The organism is Myxococcus faecalis, assembly GCF_050039385.1.
Classification (GTDB): domain Bacteria; phylum Myxococcota; class Myxococcia; order Myxococcales; family Myxococcaceae; genus Myxococcus; species Myxococcus fulvus.
In genome coordinates this window covers 10815597-10839884 of sequence record NZ_CP144336.1, presented here as the reverse complement: position 1 = coordinate 10839884, position 24288 = coordinate 10815597, and the positions used below count along the sequence as shown (strand labels likewise).

Sequence of the window (24288 nt, the reverse complement as noted above, 5' to 3'; positions counted from 1 at the left end):
ACGGCCCGGCGCATCACTCCTGGACGCGGCGTGAGCGCTTGAGCTTCACCGGCGGATCTCCCGGCCGGCCCCAGCGCGTCATGTAAGGCGCCAGGTTGAACTTCTCCGCCGTGCGCGGCGAGCTCATCGGCCGCACCTTGCCCAGCACCTTGCGCTCCTGGAACGGCCTGTCGTGCAGCCCCAGGACCCACATGAAGTTGGCCACGCTCGCGGGGTCCCTGCCGTCCACTGCGTACTTGTCATTGAGGTGGGCGATGCGCTTCAGGCCCTCGTCGGGCGTGGCGCTCCACTCGAGGATCTTCTTGCCCCACAGCATGCGCAGGTAGTTGTGGATGCGGCCGCGCTCCAGGAGCTCGCGCTGCGCCGCGTTCCACAGGCCGTCCGCCGTGCGCGCGTGCTCCAACTGCTCCAGGGAGTACAGGTGCTCGCGCGGGTCCTTCTGGTGGGTGGACAGCGTCTCGCGCGCCCAGCCCGGCAGGGACTCCACGGAGAGCTGCTTGTCCTCGGGCGTGTGGAAGCAGAAGTTGAAGCCCAGCTCGCGCCGCACCAGCAGCTCCTCGAGGAAGCTCCTCACCGCGGGGTGGTCCGTGCCACGCGCGCGGATGGCCGCCCGGGCCGCCTCGCCCGCGAAGAGGTTGCCCCAGTGGAAGAAGGGGGACAGGCCGGACTGGTGCGCGCGGCCGGGGTCATTGCGCTCGGTGTCGTAGCCGTCGAGCTTGCCGTGGAGGAAGGCCTCCAGCGTCTTGAGCGCCGCCTTGCGTCCACCGCGCTCCTCGAGCGCCGCCACCTTGTGGTCGATGTGGAAGGCGGACAGCTCCTGCCGGGCCTGCTTCGCGTCGGCCAGCTCGAAGTCCGGCTCCAGGGCGCGCCCCGCGGCCGCGGCCTTCACCGGACGCGCGCGCAACGTCCGTCCAAGGTACTCGGGCCACAGCTTCTGGAGCTTGGGGCGCAGCGTGTACGCGCCGGCCTGCACCGTGGGGATGCGCTGCATGGGCACCACGCACGAGGCGTCCACCGCGAACAGCGGCACATCCAGGGCCTTGGCCGCGCCTCGCAAGTGGCCGGGGATGATGTACGTGGGGAAGAGGTCGGACACCACCGCCGCCGCGCGCCGTCCCAGCTCCGCCAGTCGGGGGCGATGCTGCTTCGTCGTGCGCGGCAGCTCCAGCCAGTAGGGCAGGCCGCGCGACGCGAAGGCCGACGCGAGGTCCACCATGCCCTCCAGCGCCCACGCGTGGAGCCGGTCCGATGCATGGGGGTAGTCCGGACGCAGCGCTTGATACACGACGACGGGCAACCCCAGGTGGTTGCCCAGCGCGATGGCCGCATCGAGCGCGTGGTTCTCCTCGGCGCGATGGTTGACCATGCACCAGTACAGGACGAAGTCCCGACGTGAGGAGGGCAGGGGGACATCCTTGATGACGACCACACGAGCGGAGTCGACATCGAGCTCGGACCACGAGAACCCGTTGGGCATGATGTGCACGGATGCCCGAGGTCGCTCCGGGTCGCGAGGGAATTGAAGCAGCCGTGCACGAATGCCGTGCCCGTGACGCTTCGAGCCACCGAGACACACTTCCACCCGCCCAGGTGCGCGCAAAAAACACCACCCGGGCCTGGGTTGTGGTCTTGTGTCGTTTGGACCCAAGGAGTCCTTGCGTGTCACCTCTGCGAAACTGGCTCTGTCTCTGCTCCGTCTTCACGCTGCTGCTCGCGACGCCCGAAGGCGCGCGCGCCCAGGTGGGCTCGTCGTACCCGTCGGAGCCGGCTCCGGCGCAGCCCGCGTATCCTCCGCAGGATCCCGCGCCCTCGACTCCGCCGGAGCCGTCGCCGCTGCCGCCCGTGGACCCGTACGCCGACCCTCGGATGGCCGAGCCGCCGCCGTCGAACACCGTGCCGGCCACTCCTCCGAACCCGGCGACGATGCCTCGCGTGGACAACCCTCCACAAACGTCAGACGTGCCGCGCGCGGACGCGCCGGACCTGCGCCAGTCACCGCTGACGCAGGACGGCACGCCCGCGTCGCTGACGCCGTCGGCCTCGGCCACGCCGCCGCCGTATGTGGACAGCGGCGCCATCCTGGATGGGCGTCAGCGCCTGGGGCCCTTCCTGTCGGGGCCGGGCAGCTTCCGCTTCATCGCGCATCACACCGCGCTGGGCGCGCTGGGTGGCTTCTTCACGCAGGCGTTCGCCAATGACTTCGACTTCGACCAGAGCTCGCGCGAGGCGATGCTGGCCGGCACGTTGATTGGCGCGGGCCTGGGCTTCGGCGCGTCCTCCTGGTGGCAATTCAACAACTGGGTGGACAAGCCCATGGCGTCCTTCACCATCATCAACTCGGGCGTGGGCGGCGCCTTCATGGCCGGCTTCATGGACCTCTTCACCCAGGACGCGGGGGTGCTCACCTGGTCCGCGTTCCTGGGCGCGGAGCTGGGCGCGTGGCTGACGGCGGGGCTCGGCGGCGGGCAGCTCCCGCTGAACGACGGCCTGTTGATCTCCTCCGGCGCGGGGTGGGGCGCGGCCTACGCGGCGCTGCTGCTGGCCGTCATCCACTTCTCCGGAACGGACATCTCCTCGAAGACGTGGCGGGACACGCTGCTGCTCGCGCCGGGCATCGGCGCGGGCGCGCTGGCGCTGGCCACCATGCGCTACAACCCGACGCCCTCGCAGATTCTGCGCGCGGACCTGTTCGGCGCGGGCGTGGGCGCGGCGGTGCTGCTCATCTCCGGCCTGGTGCTGGGCGGCTTCGACCAGTCGACGCCGTACGTGCTGTCCTTCCTCGGCTCCGCGGGCGCCATCACCACGGTGAGCCTGCTGTGGGAGGAGAGCGTGGACCGCTCCGCGCTGAAGTCCGCCAAGGACCGGCCCTACCGCAACGTCTGGTGGTAGACGGCCCGGGGGGCGGGCGAGCATGCGTCGTGGCACCGAGGGGAGGCAGACACCACCTTTCCTCGCGACATGGCGCGCGTCCATCCCTTCACGGCCCTGCTGACCCCGCTGGCTCGGACCCTCGAGCCCAGCGGCTACGTGCCGCGCAGCAACGCGGTGCCCCAGCCTTCCCACGTCCGGCCCCTGCTGGAGGCCGCCAACCCCTCGGCGGAGCTGCGACGCCAGCGGGAGTCGGGCACGTTGCTGCGCGACGCCCGGCCCGCGCTCTACGTGGTGGAGGTCCACAGCCCGGCGGGCAAGCTGGGCGGCCCACCGGTCCGCTACCTGCTGTGCTCGCTGCGGCCGGACGCGGGCACCCCGCTGGAGGATGACCCGTACCGGCCCCGTGCGTGGGAGGCCGAGCCCGCCGTCACGCTGACCGCGGACGACCATGGGGTCTTCCGGGGCCTGCTGGCCGAGGCGAGCGAGCGCTCCGCCCTGGTGTGGGAGGGCGACTACGACGGCCACCCGCTGTCGCTGCGCCGCATCGAACCTTCGCCCGTCTCCAAGCGCATCCAGGCCGTGCTGGACGAGGCCCCCATGCGCCCGCTCAGCGCGCTGGCGGAAGGCGGGCCCACGCTGGCCGCGGTGGTGCCCCTGTCGGACCCGGGGCTGGAGGTGCTCCCCATCCACCGCGCGCTCAAGGGCGTGGAGACGTTCAAGGAGGAGACCTTCCTCACCCTCGTCACCGCGTACGCGCGGGTGTACGAGCTGGACGAGCCGCTCGACACACCTCGAGGGCTCGTCGCCGCGCGGGAGCGGCTGGCGACGCTCATCACCGGGCACCACGCGGTGCTGCTGGTGTTGCCGGGCGGCAGGGGGCGCATCCTGCGCTTCCGGCAGGGGCTGGACCTGGCGCACCTGAAGGGCGCGCCGCGCAACCCGACGCTGCGCAGCCTGGACCTGGCGCTGCTCAACGCGCTGGTGCTGAGGACGGTGCTGGGCATCCGCGAGCCCGAGGCGGCGGGACATCCCCAGGTGTTCCCGGTGCAGGGGCTGGAGACGCTGGTGAAGGGGGTGGAGTCGGGCACGTTCCAGGTCGGCTTCGCGCTCAATCCGCCGCCCATCTGGGAGGTGCGCGCGGTGATGGAGGCGCAGGCCACGCTGCCGCCGAGGACACTCCGTGTGGAGCCGTTGCCTCCGGCGGGCCTGCTGTTCCTCGACACGGAAGCGTAGTCCGCCCGCGTGAGGGTGCTGACGCACAGCGCGCCGGACGAGTCGGGGCGCTCGGCGCCGGAGCTCCAGGCGGGGCCCGGCGAGACGTTGGATGCCATCTGTGGCGGAGCGGTGCGGGTGCTCCAGCGCCGGCTGGGCTATCGCTTCACGTTGGACCCGCTGTTGCTGGTGCACTTCGCGGTGTCGGTGGGCGGCGCGGGGCGCGGGCGGCTGATGGACCTGGGCACGGGCTGCGGCATCATCCCGCTGGTGCTCGCCTGTCGGTGGCGCGGCAAGGACCTCCTCGGGCTCGAGCTGCAGCCGGGCCTGTTCTCCCTGGCGCGACGCAACGTGCTGCTCAACCACTGCGAGCGCGAGGTGTCGCTGGTGTTGGGGGATTTGCGGCGCGTGGACGAGCAGTTCCCGGCGGGCGGCTTCGCGCAGGTGCTGTGCAATCCGCCCTACCGCGCGCGGGCGACGGGGCACACCAGCCTGTCCACGGAGAAGGCGCTGGCGAGGCATGAGCTCGCGTGCGAGCTGTCGGACGTGTCGAGGGCCGCTGCGCACCTGCTCGAACCCCGGGGAGGGCTGTGCATGGTGTACCCGGCGTCACGCTTCGCGGAGCTGGTGACGGTGCTGCGCGTCTTCGGGCTGGAGCCGCGCGTGGTGCGGTGGGTCCATCCGCGTGCGGACCGGCCCGCGAAGCTGGTGCTGTTGCACGCGGTGAAGGGGGGACCCCCGGAGCTGACCGTCCTGCCACCGTTGGTGGTGCACACCGAGGACGAGCACGCCTTCACGGACGAGGTGCGCGCCATGGTGGTGTGAGGGCGGCCCGGTGTGGGCCGCCCTCGGTGCGTCCGTGCTACGGCGCCGTCTCGGTGGCCTGACCCGGGGCGGTGGGCGCCGCGGGCGTGGGGGCCGCATCCGAGGACTGCTGCACGGGCGCGGGAGTCTCCATCGTCTGGCTCATGAACACAGCCGGGGCCTGGGAGATGAGTCGTTGCAGGTCCGCTTCCGCGTTGAGTGCCATGGGGTGGCCGTGGTGCTCGTAGCAGCGCCGCCGGTCATCCAGCATCTTGCTGTCCCAGACGGTGAAGGGCTCGGTGGGCTCCAGCACGGAGACACACAGGCCCATCCAGTCCACGAGCTTCGCGAGCTCGATGCGGGTCTCCTCGCGCGCCACGGTCAGCGAGTCCGCCGCGAACGGCACGGCCAGCACGTCCACCAGCTTGCGGCCCAGGGCCTTGTCCGTGCGGGCGATGACGGCCAGCTCCGCGAAGATGGAGGAGGTCACCTCGCGCGCCGGCCATGGATTCGTGCGCAGGGCGATGAGTCCTCGCTCGAACAGGGCGGCGGCCTCGGGCAGCTTGCGCTGTCGCATTCGCAGCACACCCTCGAGCAGGTCCGCCTCCACGGGGAGCGTCGCGCGCATGGGCTCGAGATACTTCAGGGCCTCCTCGTCGCCGACACTCGCGAGCACCCGCGCCAGCACCAGCTGTTCGCGCGGGCCCACCGGCTCCCACCGCTCCTTCTTCCAATGCGCGTGGATGGCGCCCAGCTGCCCCTTGTTGAACGCATCGATGATGGGAACCCAGCCCTTCACGAGGGAGCTGTTGGCCTCCTCGCGCGACAGCGGGATGGTGTACCAGGCGCGGTTGATGGCCACCCGGTCCCAGTCCACCTTTCCCTTGATGTCCGGACGGCCCGTGCCCAGCACGTTCGTCATGGACCACAGCGTGCGGATGGAGAATCCGGTGTCCCGGCCCAGGCTGCGCGCGAAGGCGAACTCCATGAACGACACGTCGTCCGTGTTGATGAGCTCCTGGCTCTCCTCCGCGACCTTGGCGGTGAAGGCCGGACCGGCCACGAAGCGCGCGAGCACGCCCTCCACCTCGTCCGTGCGCCAGGTGGCGCGCAGCGCGCTGCGGTAGGGCTCTTCGGCGATGCGGGTCCGCATCCTGTCGACGTCGTGGACCAGCGGCTTGCGCGTCGCCACCAGCAGCAGGTCCCCGGAGTGGACCTGCCACGTCTCCACGGCCTCGAACTCCGAGGAGAGCGTGGCATAGGCGCTCTGCACCGTGAGCGCGTCCACTTCATAGGCCTGGAGCCACTGGACGAAGATGCCGCCCTCGGCCAGGCGCTCCTTCACGGCCTGATAGAAGTCGCGCGTGAAGAGGCTGGAGATGCCCGCGCGGTAGGGATTGGACGGCTCGGAGAAGATGATGTCGTAGCGCTGCCGCGTGGTGAGCAGCACCTCGCGCGCGTCGGCGATGAACGTGTGGACCTTGGGGTTGTCCATCACCTTCTGGTTGACCGCCTCGCATCGCCGCGCGACGTCGAGGATGGCGGGCTCGATCTCCACCACGTCCACGCGCTCCATGCCCGGCACGGCGCCCAGCCATCCCGCGGTGCTGCCGGTTCCCAGGCCGATGACGAGCGAGTTGCGGGCCTCCTGATGGAGCAGGGCGCCCAGCAGCCCGCTCATCACCTGGGTCGGCGCATCACCGATGGCGTTGCCGTCCGACTTGCCGTTGACGATGAAGGACAGGCCGTTGTCGGAGTTGAGCGCGACGCTGCTCTCGACGCCATCCTTCTCCCACACGATGCCGCGCGACTTGCTGCGCACCCATGCATCGATGTGGTTGAGCGTCGGGTTGGCGAGCGCGGCGCGTCCGGCGCCCACGCTCCCGTGCCGCCACGCCGCGGTGGGGCCCTGGGTCGACAGCAGCACCAGCGCGAGCACGGCGACGGAGACGGGAGCGAACAGCGCCGGCACCTGGCGCTCCAGCTTCAGCGACAGCACCGCGGACGCGAGGCCCAGCACGGCGAGGATGCCCGCGACGAGCTGCCAGGTGACCGGCGCGCTCATCAGCGGAATCACACCGAAGCCCCCCGCCAGTGAGCCGACGATGGAGCCCACCGTGTTCCAGGCATAGACCTGGCCCACCTGCTTGCCCACGTCCTGACTGCCCTTGCCCACGAGCGCGAGCAGCAGCGGGAACTGCACGCCGGAGATGAACGCGGCGGGGAGGATGACCACCGAGCCCACCAGCGCCCAACCCAGCATCATCCCGCCGAAGCCGGCGCCGCCCAAGGGGCGTAGCAGCGCGGCGAACACCGCGAGCCTGTCTCCCAGCGCGAAGGGCAGGGCGATGAACGCGGCCTCCAGGGCACACGTCAGCGCGAAGCCCGACAGCGTGGCCGGCCGATGCCGGAAGACGATGGAGTAGGCCGCGCCACCCAGGCCGATGCCGAGCAACGCCATGGCCAGGATGAGGCCGAAGGTGAAGGTGGTCCCGCCCAGGATGGGGCCCAGCATCCGGTACCAGACGAGCTCCATCAGGAGGAACGAGAAGCCGACGAGCAGGGCCGCCACCAGCGCGAACATGGACGACGGCGTCGCGCGCGCCACGGAGCTCGAGGGCTGCGCCACCGGTGCGGCGACGACGTCAGCAGCGACGGGCGCGGCGGAGGGCTCGGACGCGGCCTGGGGCTTCGCCGTCGCGGCCTCCGGCTCCATGGAGCGGCTCACGCTGCGCGCGCAGATGGCGACGGCCGCGTTGAGGAGGCAGGCGATCCACAGCGTGGTGCGGTTGCCGTACACCTCCAGCATGAAGAAGGTGGACAGCGTCGCGCCGGTGACGGCGCCCAGCGTGTTGACGCCGTAGAGGATGGCGAGGTGTCGACGCGCGGGGTCCTCATCCGACTGCACCGCGCGCGCGGCGGCCGGCAGCGTGCCGCCCATCAGCACCGTCGGCACGGCGAGCACGAGCGTGGAGAGCACCAGCCGCGCCACGCTGCCGCCGAAGAGCCCCAGGCTGGGCGTGCCGCCGACGCCGATGTAGGCCGCGCGCGCCAGCTCCACCAGGAACGGGCTCAGGCCCGCGCTGGCCGCGATGAGCAGCTCCAGGTTGGCGTAGTAGTTCAGCGGGCGTGGGTTCCGGTCCGCGCGCGCGCCGAGGAGCACACCGCCCAGTCCCAGCCCCGCCATGAAGATGGCCAGCACGGCCGCCGACGCCGCGGTGCTGGCGCCGAAGATGAGACGGAACTCCCGCAGCCACACCGTCTGGTAGACAAGGGCGCAGAGCCCCGAGCCGAACAGCAACGGGGCGACCCTCGACACACGTGAAATCATCAATCGGTTCTCTCGTCGGGGGACTGTCTCGAGGGGGGTGAGACAGGCCTTACGGCGCGAGAGTGTCGCAGAGATCCCCGCGACTTGGCCATGGCGCTCGGTCCTCCGGACGCTCGGAGAGCATGCGCCCACCGGGCGTCCGGCCGTGGATCAGGGCGCTGGGGCCTGCTCGACCCCCACCTTGGCCTCGCTCCCGGTGGGGACAGCGGCCTCGGCGGCGCGGCGCTCCTCCTTGCAGAAGGCCAGCCGCTCCTGGATGACGGCCAGGGGGACGGCCATCTCCAGGGTGAAGGAGTTGCCATCCGGCTTCACCTTGGCGAAGTCGAGCAGCTGGGCCAGGTCCTTGTCCTCGCCCGCCTGGGCCTTGATGCGCGCCAGTGACAGCGCGGCGCCCAGGGACTTGCCCAGGTCCGTCACGTCGTCCGCGTTGGCGCCCTGGATCTCCGCCACCAGCGCCACGTCCGAGCTGGCGTCCAGGTGCAGTTCCACGTTCTGGGCCACGTCACGCAGCCGTTGCGCGAGCGCCGCCTGCTCCTTCGGCAGCAGCCGGGCGATGTGCTCCACGGACAGCACACCGTACATCTCTCCGTACGTGCTGTTCTCGGAGATGGCGGGCGGCTCGTCCGGCCCGCGCCCCTCGACGCGGTCGATGGCGGCCTTCACCTCATCGGGGGACCTGCCCATGACGAGCAACTGGTTGTTCCACGTCCCGATGGAGGGCCCACCCCGTCGCGTGACGGTGGTGCCGTCCTTCAGCGTGTCGGTGGACTCGCCCGGCTCGTACACGCGCGCGCCCTGGCCGTAGTCCGCGGACACGCGGTCGCCCAACAGCTCCTGGTAGCGCGCGTTGCTGAAGTTGCCCGACAGCATCATCCCCTCGTCGGTGATGACCAGCCGGTCCAGGTCCTGGAGCGGATCCACGCCGCTCTTCTGGCGGAACTGCTCCAGCTGCTTGCCGCCGTCGCGCATCATGCAGTCCAGCAGCAGCGCGCCGATGGGCGAGTGCCTCAGCGCGTTGGCCTCGATGACCACCGCCGTCTTGCCCGGACCCCGGGGCAGCGCCGCGAGCAGTGGATCCCTCGGCTTCGCGGGCACCGCGGCCTGCTCGCCCGCGTCCGGCGCGACGGGCGTCGGCTGCGTCCTGCGCCGCTCCGCGCGCTCCCGCTCCGGCGCGCGCATCCGTCGGGGGAACTCCACCTTGGGCTCCTCGGTCTCGGTCTTGTCTCCCTGACCCAGGAACATCAACACCGCCGCGGCCACGAACAGCAGCGCCGCCATCGCCAACCACGCCCCTCGCTTCTGGCGCCTCTCCATCTCAGTAGTCCTTTCCCTCGAACCGCCAGAATCCCACCACCAGCGCCGCCATCCCGAAGACGAAGACGCCCAGCAGCAGCGTCCCCAGCGAGCTCACCTCCAGGGGCAGCGACGCGGCCAGGTCCCCGGCGGCCTCCGCCAGCGCGGACAGCCGGGGGAGCAGCAGCGTCACCCCCAGGAACGCGTCGCGGCTCAGCCCCTCCTCGAAGAACCGGGCGATCTGCTGCCGGTTGCCCGCGATGATGCCGCCCACCATGAAGGCGAAGCCCGCCGCCGCGCACAAGGCCGCGCTGCGCACCAGCGTCGCCGTGGTCAACATCACCGCGTACACCGCCGCGAAGCCCACGCACGCCATCAACCCCGCGACGAGCGGCCCCACCGTCCAGTACCCCGCCTTCACCCCGAAGATGAGCACCAGCCCCGTGGTGCCATACAGCGTCCCGCCCAGCGCCAGCGTCATCACCCCCAGGAACGTCCCCGCGAGCAGGTGCCAGCGCTGGATGGGCAGCGCGAGCAGGTGCTCGATTCTCCCCGGCGACATCAGGCTGGGCGCGAAGTCCGAGCACGCGACGATGCCGAACAGGATGCCCCCGTAGAACACGATGAACGCCGCCGCCTGGTACACCGGCCGCAACGCCACGTCGACGGACTGGATGTTCGCGCGGATGTCCTGACCGAACAGCCGCGACGCCGCCAGCGCCCCGTCGATGACCTCCAGCCTCAGGCTCAGCGCCACCACCGCCAGCACCAGGGTGATGCCCACCATGAAGGCGAGGATGAACTTGCGCGACACCGCCTCGCGCAGCACGTAACCCGCGATTCCCACCACCGGCCTCATGCCGCCACCTCCGCCCGCCCCGCGCCGGCGCCCATCGTCCCCAGCAGCACCGACTCCAGATCCATCCCGTCCCGCCGCAGCTCGACCAGCAACGCCCCGGTGGCCCGCGCCCGGTCCAGCGCGCCGTTGAGCGCCGCCGGGTCCTCGGCCTCCACGTGGTACACGCCGTCCGCCCGCGCCTGGGTGAAGCCCGCGACGGCCAGCGCCTCGGCGCTCGTGCCCGGCGCGAAGCGCACCACCCACCGCGAGCCGCCGCGCACCAGCTCCTCCAGCCGCCCCTCGCGCACCACGCGGCCGTCCGCGAGGATGGCCACGCGATCGCACACGCGCTCCGTCTCCGCCAAGAGGTGCGAGTTCAGGAAGAGCGTCGTGCCGCGCCGGACCTCCTCCTGGAGGATGCGCCGCACCTCCATGCGCCCCATCGGGTCGATGCCGTCCGTGGGCTCGTCCAGGATGAGCAGCTCCGGCTCCCCCACGAGCGCCGCCGCCAGCCCCAAGCGCTGACGCATGCCCTTGGAGTACCCACCAATCTTCCGGCCCACGGCGTCCGAGAGGCCCACGCGCTCGAGCAGCTTCAGGTGGCCCGGCGCGTCCGGCTTCAGGCCCTTGAGCTGGCGCACCATCGCGAGGAACGCGGTGGGCGTCCACGAGCCGGGCAGGTGCAGGCGCTCGGGCAGGTAGCCGATGCGCGCGCGGATGCGGGCATCCTCGGGCGTGCCGCCCAGGACGCGCACGGTGCCCTCGGTGGGCTGGACGATGCCGAGCAGGCTCTTGATGAACGTCGTCTTCCCCGCGCCGTTGGGGCCGATGAGGCCGAAGGCACTTCCTTGGGGAACCGACAGGTCCATGCCCCGCAGGGCGATGTTCCCCGTCCTGCGGAAGGCGCGCTGGTACGTCTTGCGCAGGTTCGTCACTTCGATGGCGGGCGTCTGGGATGTCACGGTCGAAACTGTAGACGAGCCAGCCGTGCGGCGATTGCCTGTGTCGGTCCTCCGGGGGAGGGGCGTGCGGCCGTGCACCCGCTTCGAATCCCCGCGACCTCGTTTTCGCGGCCCTGGGAAATCGGTTTCGCACGCCCGAGGTCGCTGCCGCGCCGCGACACCTCGTCGTTTCGCCCCCTTGCGATGTGGCCCTCCGCTGGTCCGTCCCGTGCAATCCCCGCCGGCACACCCCAAGGCAGGAGGAAGTGGATGACGTACGCGGAACGCGTCGAGCAGCAGCGTGAAGAGGCCCGTCGGGAGCTGGCGGCCGCCGAGCAGGAGCTGGCGTCCGGCGGGGAGGCGGCGCGCGTGCGCTACGCCCGGGCGCTGCACGAGGCGGACCTCGCGGAGGCCCGCGCCCAGCGCCACGCCCGGGAAGGCCGGCGTCATCAGCACAGCTGGAGGCTCGTCGCAGGGTGAGCGGGCGGGCGCCCGGACGGAAACGATGAAGGCGTGGGCGCGCCGGTTTATACCGGCGAGCACCATGGCCCATCCCGTCCACCGCCCCCGCCGCCTCCGTCGTTCGCCCGTCCTGCGCGAGATGGTGCGCGAGACGCGCCTCGACCCGGGGAACTTCATCTACCCCCTCTTCGTCGTGGAGGGCCGGGACGTGCGCCGTCCCATCGCCTCCATGCCGGGCATCTTCAACCTCTCGCTCGAGCACGCCGTGGCCGAGGCCCGCCTGGCGAAGTCCCTGGGCGTCCCCTCGGTCATCCTCTTCGGCATCCCCGACCACAAGGACGCTCAGGGCACCCAGGGCTACGCGCGCGACGGAATCGTCCAGCGCGCCATTCGTGAAATCAAGGCGGCCGAGCCCGACCTCCAGGTCATCGCGGACGTGTGCCTGTGCGAGTACACGGACCACGGCCACTGCGGGGTGCTGGAGGACGGCCACGTGGTCAACGACGCCACGCTGCCGCTGCTCGCGCAGATGGCCGTCACCTGCGCCCAGGCGGGCGCGGACATCATCGCCCCCTCGGACATGATGGACGGCCGCGTGGGCGCCATCCGCAAGGCGCTGGACGAGGTGCGCCTCATCGACGTCCCCATCATGTCCTACGCGGTGAAGTACGCCTCCGGCTACTACGGCCCCTTCCGCGAGGCCGCCCAGAGCACGCCCAAGTCTGGAGACCGCCGCGGCTACCAGATGGACCCGGGCAACGTGCGCGAGGCGCTCAAGGAGGCCGCGCTGGACGTGGAGGAGGGCGCCGACATGCTGATGGTGAAGCCCGCCCTGGCCTACCTGGACGTCATCCGCGCCGTGCGCGAGCGCTTCGACCTGCCGCTGGCCGCCTACAACGTCTCCGGCGAGTACGCCATGCTCAAGGCCGCCGGCCAGAATGGTTGGATTGACTACGAACGGGTGATGCTGGAGACGCTCACCGGCATCAAGCGCGCGGGCGCCGACCTCATCATCACCTACCACGCGCTGGAAGCCGCGAAGCTCCTGTAGCCAACACCACCAGGGCCCGCGCGCGGGTTGCGCTTGATCCGCCGCGGGCGTTGCGTCCAAATAGCCGGCGCACGATGCCCACCAAGAAGAAGCGTCCCAGACGCAAGTCGGAGAAGCCCCCGCCCCAACGTCGGCGCGGTCCGGCGAAGCCGAAGCGCTCCGGCACCCGGCGCGCCCCCGTGATTCGTACCGGGGCTTCGTTGCAGTACAAAGTGGTCGAGCTGTCCACGGTGGACGAGGGGGCGCTGGAGCGCACCCTGAACGAGTGGACGGCGAAGGGCTGGAACCTGGACGGCGTGCAGTTCGCGATGCGCGAGTCCTCCAAGCGGCCGGCCATGGCGTTCATCTTCTTCACCCGGGAAGGCGTGGCGGCGGCGCCGGACGAGGACGCCGCGCGGGCGAAGCTCTTGCGCCTGTCCGAGTCGGGGTCGACGTCGGCGGGGAATGCGTGGACGCCGGGCGAGGGTTCCCATCCTCCGTTTCATCCCTTGAGCGCGCATGAGCGGCTGGCGCGGCTGGCGGGGTTGGACGAGCCGGAGCCACCCGAGGAGGGTCTCACGTTGGAGCCCGAGGAGTGAGCGCGCCCCCAGAGCGCATCCTGATGGCGGCCAGCCGTGGCGGTGGCCGCGCGTTGAGGCTCGTCGTCGAGGACAGTGAGCCGGGCTCGCCGTACCCGAAGGCGTCCTTGTGGCTGCGCCTTGGCGCGCGCGCGGTGGACGTGGCGGTGGCGTGGGGCCTGTATGTCGTGTGCGGCCGCGCGGGCTCCGTCGTCGCGCTGCTGTTCCTCCTGCTCGCGGACGGGATGATCCAGGGTCAGAGCGTGGGCAAGCGCATCTTCGGCGTGAAGGTGATGCACCTGCCCACGCGCTCGGCGGCGCGACACCGCGACAGCACGCTGCGCAACGCGCCGCTGTCGCTCATCGTCTTGTTGGGGATGATGCCGGAGCCGCTGGGGCCGGTGGCCGCGGTGGCGGGGCTGGTCGTCATCGGCGGCATCGAGGCGTGGCGCGTGGTGAGGGATCCGCTCGGCTGGCGGCTCGGCGACACCTGGGCGCAGACGCAGGTGGTGGACGGGAAGGTTGTGGCGGGCGCAACCGTTGCAGCCCGCGACCCGGTGGCGCATCAGCGCGCGCCGGGCAGACTCATGTCCGCGGCGAAGGTGCGCCGCGGTCGCTCGCTCAAGAAGAGAAGGGGGCTACCGTGCGCATCGCGCTGACCCACAATCTCAGGTTGTCTGATTCGGAAGAAGAAGCGGAGTTCGACACCCAGGAGACGGTCAACGCGCTGGCGGCGGCCATCGAGCGGCTGGGCCACCGGCTGGAGCGCTTCGAGGTCAGCGGCCCCGCCTCGCGCACCGTGGCGCGGCTGGAGGCGTACAGCCCCGACCTCATCTTCAACACCGCCGAGGGCCGCCGCGGCCGCTTCCGCGAGGCGTTCTATCCCGCGCTCTTCGACGAGCTGGGCTTCCCGTACACGGGCTCGGACGCGTACGCGCTGGCGGTGACGCTGGACAAGCAGCTCACCAAGCTCGTGTTGTCCAAGCAGGGCATCCGCACTCCGGGCTGGCAGTACGTGGAGAAGCTCAGCGAGCTGACCGCGGAGAACCTGCGCTTCCCCGTCATCGTGAAGCCCAACTTCGAGGGCTCCTCCAAGGGCATCACCCAGGACTCCATCGCGGAGACGCTGGACGAGGTGCGCGCCAAGGTGTCCGCCGCGCTGGAGAAGTACCCCGCCGGCGTGCTGGTGGAGGAGTACATCCCGGGCCGCGACCTGACGGTGCCGTTCCTGGCCGCGGTGGACAACGACTACGACGGCGTGCTCACGCCCGTGGAGTACGTGGTGGACCCGGCGGTGACGGCGGGCCGGCGCTACGCCATCTACGACTACGAGCTGAAGACGAAGAAGGAGAGCGCCGTCTCGGTGCTCGCGCCCGCGCGCATCCCGGCGCGCACCGCCGAGGACGTGCGGAAGATGGCGCAGAAGATCTACCAGGCGCTCGACTGCAGGGATCTGGGCCGCATCGACTTCCGCCTGAGCGACGCGGGCGTGCCGTACTTCCTGGAGATCAACGCGCTGCCCAGCCTGGAGCCGGGCGCGGGCATCTACGCCTCCGCGGAGCTGGACGGTCTGCACCTGGACGGGGTCATCAACTCCATCATCCAGAGCGCGGCCAAGCGCTACAAGATCAAGGACTCCTCCCGGCGCCAGGGCAAGCCCGCGCGCAAGACGGGGCCCTTGCGCGTCGGCTTCACGTACAACGTCAAGCGCGTCAAGCCGAGCGCCCACGGCGAGGCGGTGGAGGACAGCGAGGCGGAGTACGACTCGCCCAACACGCTGCAGGCCATCCGCGAGGCGATCGCCTCCTGGGGTCACGAGGTCATCGACCTGGAGGCCACCGCGGAGCTGCCCACGGTGCTGTCGAGCACGCCGCTGGACATCGTCTTCAACATCGCCGAGGGCTTCAAGGGCCGCAACCGCGAGAGCCAGGTGCCGGCCATGCTGGAGCTCCTGGACATCCCGTACACGGGCAGCGATCCGGCGACGCTCTCCATCGCCTTGGACAAGGCGCTGGCGAAGAAGATCGTCCGTCAGGCGGGCATCCTCACGCCCAACTTCCAGCTGATGGCCACGGGCAAGGAGCGGCTCAACAAGGAGTTCACCACCTTCCCGCTCATCGTGAAGCCGGTGGCGGAGGGCAGCTCCAAGGGCGTCGTCACCAAGAGCGTCTGCCACAGCGAGGCGGAGCTGCGCGAGGTGGTGCGCGAGATCGCCAGCAAGTACCAGCAGCCGGCGCTCATCGAGGAGTACATCGGCGGGCGTGAGTTCACGGTGGGCCTGCTCGGCGAGCGGCGCCCGCGCGTGCTGCCGCCCATGGAGATCGTCTTCCTGGACAAGGGGGAGAAGAACCCCGTGTACAGCTTCCAGCACAAGCTGGATTGGACGGACCGCATCCGCTACGACGCGCCGGCCAAGCTGGAGCCCGCGCTGCTGGAGAAGCTGCGCACGGCCGCGCGCAGCTCGTTCATGGCGCTGGGATGCCGCGACGTCGCGCGCATCGACTTCCGCATGGACGACAAGGGGCGCATCTACTTCATCGAGTGCAACCCGCTGCCCGGCCTCACGCCCGGGTGGAGCGACCTGGTGCTCATCGCGCAAGGCGCGGGCATGGACTACCGCGCGCTCATCGGTGAGATCATGGCCCCCGCCATCCGCCGCTACAAGGAGCGCGCGTCGCGCCGCGCCGCCAGCGAGCACCCGCATCCCGTCGTGCAGCCAGGGCTGCACAAGGGCCCCGCGCTCGACGAGCACGCCGCGCCTGTCGCCACCTCGGCTCCGGTCGCGCCCGGGAGCAGCGCTGCGCCGAATGGCTCGAACACTCCCGTGAATGATGCCAGCACCGCGCCCGCGTCGACGGACGGCGTGCCGCGCATCGAAGCCAAGGCGTGATGCTCGGCCTCTCGGGGCCCTCCGAGGAGGGCCTTTCGAGCGCCTGAAGATATTACGCGGTCGGAGTGGTTGACGGTGGGTGATGGTCCGCTAGTGTGGCCGGCATGGTGCACATCCCCGAGTACATGGGACCGCGGGTTCGCGCCCGCGAGCTGGGACTTCCGTTGGGCCGGTTCAAGCCCGGCAAATACAACGCCATCACCGACGTGGAGGGCGTGCTCGTCGGCCACTGCACGCTCATCCAGGGCGACGGCCCGCTGAGGCCGGGGCACGGCCCGGTGCGCACGGGCGTGACGGCCATCATGCCCAACAAGGGCAACATCTTCATGGAGCGGATGACGGGAGGCGGCTTCGTGCTCAACGGCGCGGGCGAGGTCTCCGGCATGACGCAGCTCATGGAGTGGGGCCTCATCGAGACGCCCATCCTGCTCACCAACACCATGGCGGTGGGCGCGGTGTCGGACGGCGTGGCCCGCCACCTGGTGGAGCGCTACCCGGGCATCGGCGACGAGCACGACGTCATCATCCCCGTCGTCGGAGAGTGCGACGACTCGTGGCTCAACGACATCTCCGGCCGGCACGTGCGCGAGGAGCACGTCTTCGAGGCCATCCGCAACGCGGCGTCCGGCCCGGTGGCCGAGGGCAACGTGGGCGGCGGCACCGGCATGGTGACGTGCGACTTCAAGGGCGGCATCGGCACGTCCTCCCGCAAGCTGCCGGAGGTGCTGGGCGGCTACACGCTGGGCGTGCTGGTGATGTCCAACTTCGGGAAGATGCACAACCTGCGCGTGGGCGGCCTGCCCATGGGCGAGGTGCTGGCGGAGAAGTTCAAGGGCGCCCCCAAGCGCGGCACCACCTACGGCTCCATCATCGCGGTGGTGGCCACGGACGCGCCGCTGCTCAGCCATCAGATCAACCGCCTGTGCAAGCGCGTGGGCCTGGGCATCGGCCGGGTGGGCAGCTATGCGGCGCACGGCTCGGGCGAAATCGTGGTGGGCTTCTCCACCGCGAACATCATCCCGCGCCGCACGCAGAAGATGGTCTACAAGCTGAAGCTGCTGCTGGATCAGCGCCTGGACCCCCTCTACGAGGCGGTGATGGAGGCCACCGAGGAGGCCATCCTCAACGCCATGTGCATGGCCACCTCCATGACGGGCGCCAACGGCAACCACTGCCCGGCGCTCCCCCTGGACGAGGTCCGCCGCTTCCTGGACGCGTTCAAGCCCATCTTCGCCTCGGTCAAGAAGCGCCCCCAGCAGAGCAGCGCCCCCGCCTCCCGCGAGAAGCCCACCGACGAGGACCGGGAGGGGGAGGTGACGGTGTCCGCCGCCAGACCCACCCAGGTCCGGGGGGCGGAGGGCATTCCCTACCCGACGCGCCCCGCTCCCGAGGTGGCCGAGGGGGCGGCCCCAGGCCCCGAAACGGTCTCCGGACCCCCTCCGGAGGGTTCCTCTTCCGGGAGCCCTTCAGGTTCTGATAGTTAAGCGCCTCTTTTCACGTCTCCGTCATGGAGCACAGGAGTCAACGATGGCCCGCAGCAAGAGCAAGCACCGCCGCGTGCAGATGAAGATCAAGCAGGCCTGGAAGAAGCGGGCCAAGAAGAACAAGGCGGAGGCCAAGGCCGCCGCCGAGAAGAAGAAGTAGGCAGGTCCGCCCCGTTGGCGGCCCGTGGCGCTATTCCCGGGTCGCCGAGAACGGGGTGACGAAGCTGCACCGCTGGGGCGGTTCCACGCCCGGGCGCGAGAAGTTCCCCGTGAACGTCCCGTCGAGTCGCGCCGTGCCGCCGTCCCCCTCGGGGGACGTGTAGCGACCGGCGAGGCTCAGCGTGTCCATCCTCCCGCCGTCCTGTCCCGGGCCCGTGCCGGCCATGGAGAAGGAGCCCTCGGCGGAGATGGTCCCCAACAGTCCCACGCCTTCCAGGTTCCCGATGAGACGGTCCGCCGAGCGGGTGACGTCCAGGGGCCTGTTGCGCGGCAGCTCCACACCCAGGTTGAGGCATTCGGCGGGCACCCCCGCGTCGCCGAAGGCCATGCGATAGCGGCCCTCCATCGCCGGACAGTCGGTGCACGGCGCGGCGGAGTCTCCGCAGCCCGGGGCGCCGAGTCCCAGGGCAGTGGCCAGTACCGCGAGGCCCGTCAGCGTCAAACGTCCAGTAGTCATGGGTGGTGTCCTCATGTGGGGGATGTCGGACTTCCCGGCGGGAAGCGCGATTCCTAGGTTGGAAGCGGGCAGTGGGCTCGTCGGGCGGGGTGGGGTGGGGCGGTGGCTGATTCGCGGCGGTGGTCGAACTACGTGTTCGCGGCGCTGTTTGCGCTGGCGTTGATTCTCTTCTCCAGGATTCTGTTGCCGTTCCTGATGCCGGTGTTGCTGGGCGGCTTCCTGGTCGTCCTGTTCCTGCCGGTGCAGGACTACCTGTGTCAGAAGCTGCGGGGCCGCAAGCCCTTGTGCGCCGGGTTGTCCACCCTCACGGTATTCCTCCTCATCCTCGCGCCGCTGGCCCTCGTCGGGTGGATGGTGGCGCGTGAGGTGTTCCAGTTCGTCGGCCAGGCGCAGGACCTGCTCGAGCGGGTGGACCTGCGTCACCAGTTCGCCTCCAGCCTGCCCCGCGGCCTGAGCCGCTACATCCGGTTCGACCTGGAGAGCGCGCAGACGGAGCGCTCGCTGATGGCGGCGGTGACGGGCGGCGCGGCCCTGCTCAAGGACCTGGTGGGCGCGGGCACGGAGCTGGTCATCAACATGTTCCTGATGACGGTGGCCATGTACTACTTCTTCCTCGACGGTCGCCGGCTCGTCGCGGAGGTGACGCGGCTGATTCCGTTGGACCGCCGCTACTTCGAGGCCTTCTCGCGCGAGTTCACCGACGTCGCGTACGCCATCGTCTACGGCAACACCGTCACGGCGCTCATCCAGGGCGCGGTGGGCTTCGTGGGGTTGCTCATCGCCGGGGTGCCGCACGCGGGGGTGTGGGGCGCGGCCATGGTGCTGGTGGCGCTGGTGCCCGTGGGCGGCACGGCGCTGGTGTGGGGCCCCATCGGCGTGGTGTTCATCGCCATGGGCAAGGTGAGCGAGGGCGTCTTCCTGCTCGCGTGGGGCACCTTCCTGGTGGGGACCATCGACAACGTCATCCGCCCCCGGCTGTGCGGCTCGCGCATGGCGCTGCACCCGCTGCTCGTCTTCCTGTCCATGTTCGGCGGTCTGGCCGTGTTCGGGATGATGGGGCTCCTGGTGGGGCCGCTCATCGCGTCCATCTTCATGGCGATGGTGCGCATCTACCGTCGCGACTTCCTGGGCATCGGTCGCGCGGCCTACGTGGCGGAGTCCACCGGGTCGGCGCGGCAGGCCACCGACGACGAAGGGAACGAGCCTGAGTCGGAGGGGCGGCCCGTGTCCGCTCCCTCGGTGGTGGGAGCCCCGGCGCACCTCAACGCCTGAGAGCGGACCGCCGGGCAAGCCTGGACATCGCGTGCGGGCTGGGTGAACCTTCCAGTCCCGAATGATGAACTCCCAACACGCGATGGTCCGCTGGGGCCTGGTGCTCTTCACGGCGGTGACGCTGGCCTCCCCGGGAGCGCTGGCGCAGGTCGTCAAGAAGAAGCGCGCGGTGCCCGCCCAGGTGGTGGCGCCCAAGGCGAAGGCGAAGCCGGCCAAGGCGCGGGAGGCGAAGTCCAGGAAGACGGCCACGCCCAGGGAGGCCCCCAAGCAGCTCGTCGTGTTGACGGTGGAGGGAGATCGCGGCGGGAAGGTCCGGGCACAGCTCGAGTCGGCCCTGCGCCGCGCGAAGCCGGTGAAGGTGGCGTCGCTGAAGCAGTACGCCACCCTCGGCAAGAAGGAAGGCCTGAAGGGCAACACCCTGTTCACCGACGCGCCCCTGGCCCGGGTGGCGCCGAGGATGAAGCTGGACGCGGCCGTCACTGGCACCGTGAGCGGCTCGAGCCTGACGGTGCGCGTGCTGGACGCGAGCGGCACCGTGCTGGGGGAGCAGGACGTGAAGCTGACGCGGGGCAGGCTCGCGCCCGCGGACGTGAAGCTGGCGGTGGCCGCGGTGGTCGAGGCGCTGAGTGGCGCGACGCGTCCGTTCGAGGAGCCCGTCACCCCGTCCGAGCCGCTCGCTCCCGTCGAGCCCGTGACGCCTCCGACGCCCGTCGCCGAGGCGCCCCGGACGCCGACGCCTCCGTCCGAGAAGCCGATGGAGACGCCGAAGCCGCTGGAGCCCGTGGCGGAGCGTCCCGTGGAGAGCCCGAAGCCGCTGGAGCCCGAGCGCCCGAAGCCCGCTCCGAAGGCGCCCGAGATGGTGGCCATCGGCCCCCAGCCGAAGGACGGACCTCCGCCGATGGACGAGGAGCCCGAGTCGCACACGACGACGGACCCGTTCCTCGAGGTGGAGCTGGACACGGGCTCGGGTGGCACCGTGGGCGAGGAGCCGCCGCGTCCGCCGCTGGCCCGGCTCACGCTGGGCGGCACGACGACGTGGCGGAAGTACTGCACGCGTCCGGGCGTGAAGTCCTGCGGCGAGTTCGACCGCAAGCCCGAGGAGGAGCAGGTGGGCGATCGCGCCGACTACGAGTCCTCCGTGCCGTACCTGGGCATCTCCGCGGAGCTGGAGCTGTTGCCCTTCGCGCGCCGTCCCTCCGCGTTGCGCGGCCTGGGCGCGGTGCTGGGCTACCGGCGCGGGTACGCGTCCACCAACGTGACGCTGTTCAACGACGTGGGCCAGTCCGCCACGCGTGAGGTGGTGGCCACCGACTCGGTGCTCACCGCGCAGGCGATGTACCGCTACTTCTTCGGCTTCGGCTCGTCGCGCCAGCTGCTGGGCTACGCCGGGGTGAAGGCGGGCCTGCTCACGCGCGCGTTCGACGTGGAGGAGGACGCGGACAGTCCGCTGTCCAGCACGCATCGCTTGTACCCGGCGGTGGGCCTGGAGGTCTCCGTGCCGCTGCTTCGCCAGGTGCGGCTGGAGGCCGCGGGGCAGCTCTTCATCAGCCCGAAGCCCGGCCAGGGGTTCGATGACGAGGGCGGCGGGCTGGACCTGGAGGTGAGTGACTACGGTACGTCAGTGTCGACGTTCGGCTGGGAGGCGGAGCTGGGCGTCGCCGGCGAGCTGTGGGGCCCGTTCGGCTACCAGCTGCGCTTCAAGCTGTCGCACTACAAGGACACCTTCAGTGGCCCCGGTGCTCGCATCGGCTGGGACAACGGAGGCGTGGCCGAGGACACGTACTCCAGCATCCACTGGGGACTCACGGCCTCGTACTGACGCCCAGGCAGGTCACGGGCGCGAGGATGGAAGCGCTCGCGCCGCGGCCCACACCGGACGGATGGCGACGGACACCGCCGTCACCACCTCCGAGAGTCGCTCGGGGCGTCCCTCGGCCTGACTGGCCCGATAGCGCGCCCACTTTTCCAGGCTCCACGGACTCTGGCCCAGCTCGCCGGACACCAGCCGCTCCATCACGTCCAGCGAGTCTCCGCGCGAGTCGAACGCGAGCCGCAGCGCCGCGGGCAACAGCGCGGACTCCAGCGGCGCGTGACGCGTGAGCAGGTACACGTCGAACAGGTCCTTGGGGCGGAAGCGTCCCTTGCCTCGCTCGAAGAGGCCGTGGAGCTTCCACGCGAGCAACGTCTCGGGACGACACGCGAGCACGCGCGCGGTGGTGCCGTCGTCCGTCGCGTAGTCCAACCAGGCGGGCGGCGGATTCATCGGGTCGCCGAAGCCGGTGTCGATGCGCAGCAACTGAGGGGACTCTTCGCCGGGCAGCCAGGTCTCCACGTGGATGCGCACGCCGGGGAATGGTGTCTCCGCCCAGATGACCTCCGAGCGCAGGGCGCCGAAGACGAAGCCATCTCCGACGTCCACGCCCAGCACGTCCACGAACCGGTCCACCGTGTCGCCCTCGTGGAAGGGGAAGGCCGCGAGGAAGTCCAGGTCCTCCACCGAGCGCGGGACGGGGCCGCTCCACAGTCGCATCATCAGCCCGCCCCGCAGGATGAGGTGAGGGGCCTGGGACGTGCGCGCGAGCCGACGGAGCGCGGCGGCGCTGGCGCGGAGCGGGAAGGGCAGGGGGCTCATGTCGAGGTCTCCAGCCAGCCCCGGTCCAGCGCGTGGTTGGAGTCGTAGACGGTGTACTCGCGCAGCCGCTGCGTCAGCGGCAGACCCAGCCCCGCGAGGTCCTCCAAGAGCGCGTCGAAGCGCGCGTCCGCCTTCACCTTGCCCAGGCCGTGGACGCGGAGCGTGACGAAGCGCTCGGAGGCGCCGTCCTCGCGCACCTTGCGCGCGTTGCGGGACAGGTGGGCACCATGGCTCGCGCAGCGGGCCTGCAGGGCCTCCAGGTCCGCGCCGTGCGCGGGGAGCAGGACCTTCACGTGGAACTCGAAGTAGTTGGACGGCTGGGCGAGCGCCGCGGCGTCGTCCTCCGGCATGTCGCGGTTCTTGCCCAGGGCCTCCAGCTTCATTCGCGTCACGTCGAAGCCATCGCTGGCGAGCGCGCGCGCCATGTCCCTGACCTCCTCCAGCGCATGGCGGAGCGTGCCGTGGTGGTACGAGGCCGTCATGGGTTGGAACGGCTCGGCGCCTCGGCCCAGCTCGATGAAGATGCACTTCACGGAAGCCGCGTCGCAGAACGCGCGGAAGCGCCGCAGGTCCTCCTCCGAGCGGGCGGAGACGGTGAGGTGGGCCTCGTAGGCGCCGCCCGGGGACGCGGGGCGCAGCAGGTCGGCCAGCTCCAGGTAGGGCCGGTGGCGCATGTTGAGGAAGAACTTGTTGCGCTCCATCTCCGCGAGCGTGCGCTGATAGCCATCCGGCAGCCACGCGTTGTCCCAGCCGAAGCCGCCGCTGCCACGCGGCTCGGTGAGCAGCATGCCCTCGATGGCGTCCTCGAAGATGCGGACGTGGTCCGGATGCCCGTCCTCGCTGAAGGCCACGGCCACGCGCGTGCGCCCACGACGGCCACCGTGCTCGGAGAGGAAGTCCTGCATGCCCCGCTCGAGCAGCTCCTTCTTGAAGCGCGCGCCGGTGAAGCAGGTGCCGTCATCCAGCTCCAGGGCGGTGGTCTCCACGAAGCACGGCGTGCCGAGCAGCGCGTACGCCGCCAGCACCTTGCGCTTCGCGATGCTCGCGAGGTCCAACAGGCCCGGGCCCTGGAGCTCCGCGTCGGAGAGGCCGGGCAGCGCGAGCTTCCTGGGCGAGACGTCGAGTCCCGCCAGCAGTCGGCCGACCTCGTCGGCCTTGAAGCGGTTCCCGGTGACGAAGATGGCCCGGCTCATGGAAGCACTTCCCGCGCAGAGGGCGCCGACGGGCGCCAGTTCCAGTGGGCGGGTCGCCCGGTGTTCTCGGGCAGGAGGCTCCCGTCCACCTTGTCGCGACGGACATACTTGGTCAGCAGCTCCACCCTGACACCCTTGCCGACCTGTCGCTCCAGGCGCCACACCGCGCCCTCCACGGGGTCCTCCGCCCCATGGAAGCCTCCCGACGCGAGGCGGCCCAGGGCGGACTCGATGTCGAGCGGGCCGCCCTCGTGGATGAGCCCTGGCGTGACGAAGCCGCCCGCACCGACTCGGGCGGTGAGCTGCTCCCACGGCAGGCGCTGTCCCTGGTGCATCAGGTCGAACACGACGAACGGCTCGTGCGGCAGCGCGTAGCGGGTGCCATGGGCGAGCGCGAGCCACTCGCCGACCATCCACTCGCCGGGTTGGAGCACGGCCCTGAAGCGCTCGGCATGGAGGGCGACCCAGTCCGCCCACATCCTACGGGCCTCGTTGGGGGAGCTCGCGGCGAGGCGCCCCTCGCGACCGAGCGCGACGACTTCATCCCCGAGCCTCGCGGCGGCGACACACGAGCCGTCCAGCTTCTCCAGGACGATGACGCGGTCCTTCTCGTCGCGAAGGTGCTCGGTGCAGACGCGGGCCAGCGCGGTGCTCAGGTGGTGGTCGGCGGGACCCGTGCGCGAGCCGGGCAGGTGGGGAATCGAGCCGTAGGCCTTGCGACCCAGCGGGCGGAGTGGAGCGTCGGGCGGTGTCACCACCCCGGAATCATGCCCTGCTCCGG

21 protein-coding genes are annotated in these 24288 nt (G+C 70.8%); 12 read left to right on the top strand and 9 right to left on the bottom strand.

What is annotated here, in order from left to right:
- Positions 1-13 precede the first annotated feature (13 nt).
- A complete protein-coding gene (locus VZQ01_RS42845; RefSeq protein ID WP_426749037.1) occupies positions 14-1477 on the bottom strand; it encodes a deoxyribodipyrimidine photo-lyase in 1464 nt (487 codons plus the stop codon).
- A 182-nt stretch (positions 1478-1659) separates the two neighbouring features.
- Here VZQ01_RS42845 and VZQ01_RS42840 point away from each other — a divergent pair, with 182 nt between their 5' ends.
- The 3 genes from VZQ01_RS42840 to VZQ01_RS42830 all read left to right on the top strand — a co-directional run bounded on the left by VZQ01_RS42840 (position 1660) and on the right by VZQ01_RS42830 (position 4908).
- Positions 1660-2889, top strand: a complete 1230-nt coding sequence (locus VZQ01_RS42840; RefSeq protein ID WP_426746533.1) for a hypothetical protein — start codon at positions 1660-1662, stop codon at positions 2887-2889.
- 69 nt (positions 2890-2958) lie between these two features.
- Positions 2959-4104: a DUF1015 family protein gene (locus VZQ01_RS42835; protein WP_426746532.1), complete on the top strand. Its 1146-nt coding sequence runs from the start codon at positions 2959-2961 to the stop codon at positions 4102-4104.
- A gap of 9 nt (positions 4105-4113) precedes the next feature.
- The gene (locus tag VZQ01_RS42830) at positions 4114-4908 is read left to right on the top strand and encodes a tRNA1(Val) (adenine(37)-N6)-methyltransferase (RefSeq protein ID WP_426746531.1); all 795 of its coding nucleotides are present in this window, start codon (positions 4114-4116) and stop codon (positions 4906-4908) included.
- Between the two features lie 37 nt (positions 4909-4945).
- On the opposite strand, the gene VZQ01_RS42825 is transcribed toward VZQ01_RS42830, so the two are convergent.
- The 4 genes from VZQ01_RS42825 to VZQ01_RS42810 form a co-directional block, all read right to left on the bottom strand.
- Positions 4946-8206, bottom strand: a complete 3261-nt coding sequence (locus VZQ01_RS42825; RefSeq protein ID WP_426746529.1) for a fused MFS/spermidine synthase — start codon at positions 8204-8206, stop codon at positions 4946-4948.
- A gap of 162 nt (positions 8207-8368) precedes the next feature.
- On the bottom strand, positions 8369-9532 hold the full coding sequence (locus tag VZQ01_RS42820) for a hypothetical protein (RefSeq protein WP_223784410.1): 1164 nt from the start codon (positions 9530-9532) through the stop codon (positions 8369-8371).
- A gap of 1 nt (position 9533) precedes the next feature.
- Positions 9534-10370 (bottom strand): hypothetical protein, encoded by an 837-nt coding sequence (locus VZQ01_RS42815; protein ID WP_046713530.1) that lies wholly within the window; start codon positions 10368-10370, stop codon positions 9534-9536.
- Positions 10367-11311: an ABC transporter ATP-binding protein gene (locus VZQ01_RS42810; protein ID WP_223784412.1), complete on the bottom strand. Its 945-nt coding sequence runs from the start codon at positions 11309-11311 to the stop codon at positions 10367-10369. The genes VZQ01_RS42815 and VZQ01_RS42810 overlap by 4 nt, the downstream gene beginning before the upstream one ends.
- Positions 11312-11560: 249 nt before the next feature.
- On the opposite strand from VZQ01_RS42810, the gene VZQ01_RS42805 reads away from it, so the two are divergent.
- The 7 genes from VZQ01_RS42805 (at position 11561) to VZQ01_RS42775 (ending at position 17894) form a co-directional block, all read left to right on the top strand.
- Positions 11561-11770 carry a hypothetical protein gene (locus VZQ01_RS42805; protein ID WP_141331311.1) on the top strand — a complete coding sequence of 70 codons (210 nt, stop codon included), beginning with the start codon at positions 11561-11563 and terminating at the stop codon, positions 11768-11770.
- A 64-nt stretch (positions 11771-11834) separates the two neighbouring features.
- Positions 11835-12803, top strand: a complete 969-nt coding sequence (hemB, locus tag VZQ01_RS42800; protein ID WP_223749961.1) for a porphobilinogen synthase — start codon at positions 11835-11837, stop codon at positions 12801-12803.
- A gap of 74 nt (positions 12804-12877) precedes the next feature.
- Positions 12878-13381: a type IV pili motility protein SglS gene (sglS, locus tag VZQ01_RS42795; protein ID WP_223749960.1), complete on the top strand. Its 504-nt coding sequence runs from the start codon at positions 12878-12880 to the stop codon at positions 13379-13381.
- Positions 13382-13404: 23 nt separating this feature from the next.
- The gene (locus VZQ01_RS42790) at positions 13405-14019 is read left to right on the top strand and encodes an RDD family protein (RefSeq protein WP_223750038.1); all 615 of its coding nucleotides are present in this window, start codon (positions 13405-13407) and stop codon (positions 14017-14019) included.
- Positions 14004-16250, top strand: coding sequence for a D-alanine--D-alanine ligase family protein (locus tag VZQ01_RS42785; RefSeq protein ID WP_223784414.1), 2247 nt, complete (start codon positions 14004-14006; stop codon positions 16248-16250). The genes VZQ01_RS42790 and VZQ01_RS42785 overlap by 16 nt, the downstream gene beginning before the upstream one ends.
- A 104-nt stretch (positions 16251-16354) precedes the next feature.
- A complete protein-coding gene (locus VZQ01_RS42780) occupies positions 16355-17734 on the top strand; it encodes a DmpA family aminopeptidase (protein ID WP_426746528.1) in 1380 nt (459 codons plus the stop codon).
- Between the two features lie 43 nt (positions 17735-17777).
- On the top strand, positions 17778-17894 hold the full coding sequence (locus VZQ01_RS42775; protein WP_046713536.1) for a hypothetical protein: 117 nt from the start codon (positions 17778-17780) through the stop codon (positions 17892-17894).
- A 30-nt stretch (positions 17895-17924) separates the two neighbouring features.
- Here the strand turns inward: VZQ01_RS42775 and VZQ01_RS42770 are convergent, their stop codons facing one another.
- The gene (locus tag VZQ01_RS42770) at positions 17925-18410 is read right to left on the bottom strand and encodes a hypothetical protein (RefSeq protein WP_223749957.1); all 486 of its coding nucleotides are present in this window, start codon (positions 18408-18410) and stop codon (positions 17925-17927) included.
- Between the two features lie 102 nt (positions 18411-18512).
- On the opposite strand from VZQ01_RS42770, the gene VZQ01_RS42765 reads away from it, so the two are divergent.
- Both VZQ01_RS42765 and VZQ01_RS42760 read left to right on the top strand, forming a co-directional pair.
- Positions 18513-19682, top strand: a complete 1170-nt coding sequence (locus tag VZQ01_RS42765) for an AI-2E family transporter (RefSeq protein WP_426746527.1) — start codon at positions 18513-18515, stop codon at positions 19680-19682.
- 61 nt (positions 19683-19743) lie between these two features.
- Positions 19744-21501 carry a hypothetical protein gene (locus VZQ01_RS42760; RefSeq protein ID WP_426746526.1) on the top strand — a complete coding sequence of 586 codons (1758 nt, stop codon included), beginning with the start codon at positions 19744-19746 and terminating at the stop codon, positions 21499-21501.
- Between the two features lie 12 nt (positions 21502-21513).
- Here VZQ01_RS42760 and VZQ01_RS42755 read toward each other — a convergent pair whose 3' ends face one another.
- Genes VZQ01_RS42755 through VZQ01_RS42745 form a run of 3 tightly spaced genes read right to left on the bottom strand, consistent with a single transcriptional unit; the run spans position 21514 to position 24262 of the window.
- Positions 21514-22314 carry a nucleotidyl transferase AbiEii/AbiGii toxin family protein gene (locus VZQ01_RS42755; protein ID WP_426746525.1) on the bottom strand — a complete coding sequence of 267 codons (801 nt, stop codon included), beginning with the start codon at positions 22312-22314 and terminating at the stop codon, positions 21514-21516.
- Positions 22311-23507: a non-canonical purine NTP pyrophosphatase gene (locus VZQ01_RS42750; RefSeq protein WP_426746523.1), complete on the bottom strand. Its 1197-nt coding sequence runs from the start codon at positions 23505-23507 to the stop codon at positions 22311-22313. Before VZQ01_RS42750 ends, VZQ01_RS42755 begins: the two co-directional genes overlap by 4 nt.
- Entirely contained in the window at positions 23504-24262 is a 759-nt protein-coding gene (locus VZQ01_RS42745) for an RNA ligase family protein (protein WP_426746522.1), read from the bottom strand. Before VZQ01_RS42745 ends, VZQ01_RS42750 begins: the two co-directional genes overlap by 4 nt.
- Positions 24263-24288 lie beyond the last annotated feature (26 nt).

Coding starts and splice junctions, on each gene's coding strand:
- VZQ01_RS42755 (WP_426746525.1), bottom strand. CDS start 22,314: ATGAGCCCCCTGCCCTTCCCGCTCCGCGCCAGCGCCGCCGCGCTCCGT.
- VZQ01_RS42770 (WP_223749957.1), bottom strand. CDS start 18,410: ATGACTACTGGACGTTTGACGCTGACGGGCCTCGCGGTACTGGCCACT.
- VZQ01_RS42815 (WP_046713530.1), bottom strand. CDS start 10,370: ATGAGGCCGGTGGTGGGAATCGCGGGTTACGTGCTGCGCGAGGCGGTG.
- VZQ01_RS42750 (WP_426746523.1), bottom strand. CDS start 23,507: ATGAGCCGGGCCATCTTCGTCACCGGGAACCGCTTCAAGGCCGACGAG.
- VZQ01_RS42845 (WP_426749037.1), bottom strand. CDS start 1,477: ATGCCCAACGGGTTCTCGTGGTCCGAGCTCGATGTCGACTCCGCTCGT.
- VZQ01_RS42820 (WP_223784410.1), bottom strand. CDS start 9,532: ATGGAGAGGCGCCAGAAGCGAGGGGCGTGGTTGGCGATGGCGGCGCTG.
- VZQ01_RS42805 (WP_141331311.1), top strand. CDS start 11,561: ATGACGTACGCGGAACGCGTCGAGCAGCAGCGTGAAGAGGCCCGTCGG.
- VZQ01_RS42760 (WP_426746526.1), top strand. CDS start 19,744: ATGATGAACTCCCAACACGCGATGGTCCGCTGGGGCCTGGTGCTCTTC.
- VZQ01_RS42780 (WP_426746528.1), top strand. CDS start 16,355: ATGGTGCACATCCCCGAGTACATGGGACCGCGGGTTCGCGCCCGCGAG.
- VZQ01_RS42790 (WP_223750038.1), top strand. CDS start 13,405: ATGGCGGCCAGCCGTGGCGGTGGCCGCGCGTTGAGGCTCGTCGTCGAG.
- sglS (WP_223749960.1), top strand. CDS start 12,878: ATGCCCACCAAGAAGAAGCGTCCCAGACGCAAGTCGGAGAAGCCCCCG.
- VZQ01_RS42835 (WP_426746532.1), top strand. CDS start 2,959: ATGGCGCGCGTCCATCCCTTCACGGCCCTGCTGACCCCGCTGGCTCGG.
- VZQ01_RS42775 (WP_046713536.1), top strand. CDS start 17,778: ATGGCCCGCAGCAAGAGCAAGCACCGCCGCGTGCAGATGAAGATCAAG.
- hemB (WP_223749961.1), top strand. CDS start 11,835: ATGGCCCATCCCGTCCACCGCCCCCGCCGCCTCCGTCGTTCGCCCGTC.